The organism is Flavobacterium sp. FG68 (assembly GCF_057808895.1).
Genome location: NZ_JBMDIY010000068.1, coordinates 1 through 4,857 on the forward strand (window position 1 = coordinate 1; position 4,857 = coordinate 4,857).

Below are 4,857 nucleotides of genomic sequence, written 5' to 3' on the forward strand. Positions count from 1 at the left end.
AACTAATTATAAAAATGTAGCTTAACTTTTTCTCCAGTTTTTGTTTGCATATCCAGTGGAAACAAACAGGCATCATTGGTATACCTTGTTAAAATAGATCCGTCGTTTTTATTAGCGAGATCTGCATAAATTGCATTGCTGGCTTCTATAATCTTTCTGACGTTTTTCAATTCAGAATTTGAGTTTTGCGCATTACACCAAAAGGTAAGCAGCAGTAATCCGTTTAAAATAAGTGCTCTTTTCATCTTAAATAATTTTTTCTCAAAGTAATTCATTCCTTTGAGCGGAAAATTGTAAAATAACGAACAACTTTTGTTTTGATTTTCAAACGGACTTAAAACTCAAAATAAGTTTAATTTCAACACTTAAAAAAGTATCACAATATACCCTAAAAGTGAATTATTTTACTCCTAATGTTTCAGCATTTTTCTCTAACTTAGCGGTCTACATTTTAAAATGTAAGATTAAAATAAACTTTGTTTTTCTGCAAAACATTGATTGAAAAAGAATTACCATACTTTCTCTTACTTTTTGCTGCAAAAACATACTTCTAATAATTTAGTTAATTAAAAACTATGAGCAAATTTGATTTTGGAATTGTAGGACTCGGCGTAATGGGTCGTAACCTACTTTTAAATATTGCAAGCCATAACTTTGCGGCTGCAGGTTTAGACTTAGACACTGAAAAAGTCAACTCACTTCAACAAGAAGCCGATTCTGATCATACAATTGAAGCAACTACAGATGTGAAGCATTTTGTAGAGCTTATTCAACAGCCAAGAGCGATTATGTTATTGGTTCCTGCGGGAAAACCGGTTGACAGCGCAATCGCAAGTTTATTACCACATTTAGATAAAGGCGATATTATAATCGACGGTGGAAATACTTTTTTTACGGATACTGACAGAAGATTTTTAGAATTATCTGAAAAAGGGATTCATTTCTTCGGAATGGGAATTTCTGGTGGAGAAAAAGGCGCTCGTTTCGGTCCTGCAATGATGCCGGGAGGTGATCAAAAAGCATACGAAAGACTTCGTCCTATTTTTGAAGCGATTGCAGCAAAAGTAGACGGTGAACCTTGTGTAGAATATTTAGGAAATGGTTCTGCCGGAAACTATGTAAAAATGGTTCATAACGGAATTGAATACGGAATCATGCAGTTGATCTCTGAAATTTATGACCTTATGAAAAGAGGTTATAATCTGGATGATGAAACGATTCAGAAAACTTTTGAAGAGTGGAACCAAACGGATGATCTTAGATCGTATTTGATCGAAATTACCGGAAAAATTCTAAAACAAAAAGATGAAGACGGAAGTCTGTTAATCAATAAAATTTCAGATTGGGCAAAATCTAAAGGAACAGGAAAATGGACTTCGCAAAACGCAATGGATTTACAGGTTCCGGTTCCAACTATCGACGCCGCGGTTAACATGCGCGATATGTCTAAAACGAAACCAGAAAGAATTGAAGCTGCTAAAAAATTAGTTTGGAACGCTGCTGAAAGCAATGTAAATACAAGCGAAGCAATTACTGCCTTAAAATCAGCATTATACCTTTCTATTGTTGTGACTTATGCACAAGGATTGGCTCAGCTTCATACGGCTTCAAAAGAATATAATTACGGATTAAACGTAGAAACTGTTGCCAAAATATGGCGCGGCGGCTGTATTATTCGTGCGACTATTTTAGAAGATTTCAGAAAAGCATATGTTACTAAATCAGATTTACCAAACTTGCTTTTGGATGCTGGAATCGCTTCAAAATTAACAGAGAATCAGGCAGGAATGAGAACTGCTGTTCAGTTTGCTGTTCAAAAAGGATTACCTGTGGCGGGATTAATGAATTCATTAGCTTATTTTGATGCTTACAGATCTGCAAATCTGCCAACAAATTTAATTCAGGCGCAGCGTGATTTCTTCGGGGCGCATACTTACGAACGTATCGACAAAGAAGGAGTTTTCCATACACAATGGTCTGAATAAGCAACTTAAAGCAACACAACTACACACAATGACTAAAAATAAACTTAAGAATCCAACAATCATCGTGATTTTTGGAGGAACCGGAGATTTAGCAAAGAGAAAGCTCTTTCCCGCTTTTCAAAATCTGTACCTTGACGGACGTATGTCTGAAAAGTTTCAGATTATTGCTCTTGGTAGAGCAGAAAAAACCAATGAAGATTTTCGCAGTTATGTATTAGAAAACCTAAATACTTTTTCAAGAAGAAAAGGAATTTCTGATCCTGAAACTGAAAAATTTCTTTCGCACATAACCTATCACAGTCTTGATATTGACAAAGAAGAATCTTATATCGGGTTAAACGAAAAAATCAACAGTTTTGATCTGGCTTTTGGTGAACGTGCTAATCGTCTTTTCTATCTTTCGATTACGCCTTCTTTCATTTCGACAATTTCAAGCAATATTAAAAAGATTGGACTTGCAGCAAATCCGAAACAAGATCGTATCATTATCGAAAAACCTTTTGGTTACGATAAAGCTTCTGCGATTGAATTGAACGAAATGCTTTCGGGGACTTTCAAAGAAGAACAGATTTACAGAATTGATCATTATTTAGGTAAAGAAACGGTTCAGAATATTTTGGCTTTCCGTTTTGGAAATTCAATGTTCGAACCTTTATGGAGCCGAAATTTTATTGATTTTGTCCAAATTACCGTTGCAGAAGAAGTGGGCGTTGAAGAACGAGGCGGATTCTACGAAGGTGTTGGTGCATTAAAAGACATGATTCAGAACCATTTGCTTCAAATTTTATGTATGACGGCTATGGAAGCGCCTGCTTCATTAAATGCTGATGATATTCGTAATCGTAAAGCCGATGTTTTGAAATCGATTCGCCGAATCAAACCAGAAGAAGTCGATCATTATATTGTAAGAGGTCAATATGGTGCAGGAGAAATAAAAGGAGTTCCGGTTCCGGGATATCGTGAGGATAAAGGAATTGCACCCGATTCTAATACAGAAACTTATGTGGCAATGAAAATTTATCTGGACAACTGGAGATGGCAGGGAATTCCATTTTATTTACGTTCCGGAAAAAGAATGGAAGAAAAACAATCTTCTATCATTATCCAGTTCAAACCAGTGCCGCATTCTGCTTTTTCTTATGGTAAAGAAGGAATGACACCAAACCGATTGATTATCAATATTCAGCCTGCAATGGATATTAAATTGCAGTTTATGACCAAAAAACCGGGGCTTTCGCTTTCGTTAAGACCTGCAGAAATGGTATTTGACTATTTCTCTTGTTCTACAATGTCGCCGGAAGCTTATGAAACATTAATTGCAGATGCATTGTTAGGAGATCCTACCCTATTTATGCGCTGGGATCAGGTAGAAGAAGCCTGGGATGCTATTGATACAATTCAACAAGTTTGGAAAACTACGGCACCTGTTGGTTTTCCTAATTACAAAGCAGGAAGCTGGGGACCTGAAGAAGCTGACGAATTGTTGGCCCGCCAAGGACACAAATGGATTCCGAATACACAAACAAAAGAAGAAGTTTTAAATGATACAGATTTATAATACAACAGAAGAAATTAATACGAAAGCAGCCGATCTTTTTGTTGCATCTGCACAGAAAGCTATTGCCGAAAAAGGCAAATTTACAGCTGTTCTTACCGGAGGTTCTTCTCCTGCAGGAATTTACAAGTTATTAGCTTCTGATGCTTACAAAACAAAAATTGACTGGAGTAAAGTTTTTATATTTTGGGGCGACGAACGCTGGGTTCCGCTAAATGATGATTTGAGTAATGCAAAAATGTCTTACGCAACCTTATTAAGCCACGTTTCTATTCCGGCAGAAAACATTTTTGAAATGTACAAAGATGGTGTTACGCCAGAAGATTTTGCTGTTACTTACGAGCAGTCTATTAGAACTGTTTTAGGTGATGAAGGAAAATTTGACCTTATCTTATTAGGAATGGGAGACGACGGACATACGGCTTCTCTTTTCCCTGGTGAAGCGGTATTAAACGAACAAACTAAATGGGTTGATGCTTATTATTTAGCTCCTCAACAAATGTATCGCATTACGCTGACTGCACCGTTAATCAATAAAGCGGAGAAAATCGTCGTAGTTGCTTTTGGAGAGAAAAAAATAAATGCTTTAAAAGAAGTAACAACCGGAGAATTTAATCCAACACTGTACCCGATGCAGTTGATTAAACCAGTTTCTGGAGAATTATTATTTCTTGTAGATAAAATTGCTGCAGGAACGAATTAGGAAATTTGTTTTAAAAACATATTAAAAAGCCTGTAAACGTAATGTTTACAGGCTTTTTTTATTTTATATATTTCTTTGTTCCATAGGAACATCTCGTCGGTAGAAAAATTATATTGTTATCATCGTTTATGTTCTGAAGGAACGTTGATTTTTACATCGTTTTTTAATAATCGGGCACATCAAACGTTCCTACGGAACGTAAATGTGGCTGACTTTTATTTTTATCTACCAACGAAACATTCCTATGGAATGATAACGGGATATAAAAAAATAACAAGTTATATCTCTTTGTTCCGTAGGAACATCTCGTCGGTAGAAAAATATATTGTTATCATCGTTTACGTTCCGTAGGAACGTTTGATTTTTACATCGTTTTTTAATAATCTGACATTTCAAACGTTCCTACGGAACGTAAATGCAGCTGACCTCTATTTTATCTACCAACGAAACATTCCTATGGAATGATAATAGGATATCAAAAAGTGACAGGTTATTTTTCTTTGCTCCGTAGGAACATCTCGTCGGTAGAAAAATATATTGTTATCATCGTTTACGTTCTGTAGGAACGTTTGATTTTGACATCGTTTTTTAATAATCGGGCATATCAAACGTTC

At 35.8% G+C, this 4,857-nt stretch carries 4 protein-coding genes; 3 read left to right on the top strand and 1 reads right to left on the bottom strand.

From position 1 onward, the window contains the following. Positions 1-2 precede the first annotated feature (2 nt). Positions 3-245 (bottom strand): hypothetical protein, encoded by a 243-nt coding sequence (locus ACODSB_RS23875; RefSeq protein ID WP_488938874.1) that lies wholly within the window; start codon positions 243-245, stop codon positions 3-5. A 330-nt stretch (positions 246-575) separates the two neighbouring features. Here ACODSB_RS23875 and gndA point away from each other — a divergent pair, with 330 nt between their 5' ends. Genes gndA through pgl form a run of 3 tightly spaced genes read left to right on the top strand, consistent with a single transcriptional unit; the run spans position 576 to position 4,243 of the window. Beyond that, on the top strand, positions 576-1,985 hold the full coding sequence (gndA, locus tag ACODSB_RS23880; RefSeq protein ID WP_488938875.1) for an NADP-dependent phosphogluconate dehydrogenase: 1,410 nt from the start codon (positions 576-578) through the stop codon (positions 1,983-1,985). 28 nt (positions 1,986-2,013) lie between these two features. Next, positions 2,014-3,543 (top strand): glucose-6-phosphate dehydrogenase, encoded by a 1,530-nt coding sequence (gene zwf, locus ACODSB_RS23885; protein ID WP_488938876.1) that lies wholly within the window; start codon positions 2,014-2,016, stop codon positions 3,541-3,543. Further along, positions 3,527-4,243 (top strand): 6-phosphogluconolactonase, encoded by a 717-nt coding sequence (gene pgl, locus ACODSB_RS23890; protein ID WP_488938877.1) that lies wholly within the window; start codon positions 3,527-3,529, stop codon positions 4,241-4,243. Before zwf ends, pgl begins: the two co-directional genes overlap by 17 nt. The last annotated feature ends 614 nt before the right edge of the window (positions 4,244-4,857 follow it).

Bases quoted from the DNA above. Each gene is read 5' to 3' on its own strand.
- ACODSB_RS23875 (WP_488938874.1), bottom strand. From the start codon at position 245: ATGAAAAGAGCACTTATTTTAAACGGATTACTGCTGCTTACCTTTTGG.
- gndA (WP_488938875.1), top strand. From the start codon at position 576: ATGAGCAAATTTGATTTTGGAATTGTAGGACTCGGCGTAATGGGTCGT.
- zwf (WP_488938876.1), top strand. From the start codon at position 2,014: ATGACTAAAAATAAACTTAAGAATCCAACAATCATCGTGATTTTTGGA.
- pgl (WP_488938877.1), top strand. From the start codon at position 3,527: ATGATACAGATTTATAATACAACAGAAGAAATTAATACGAAAGCAGCC.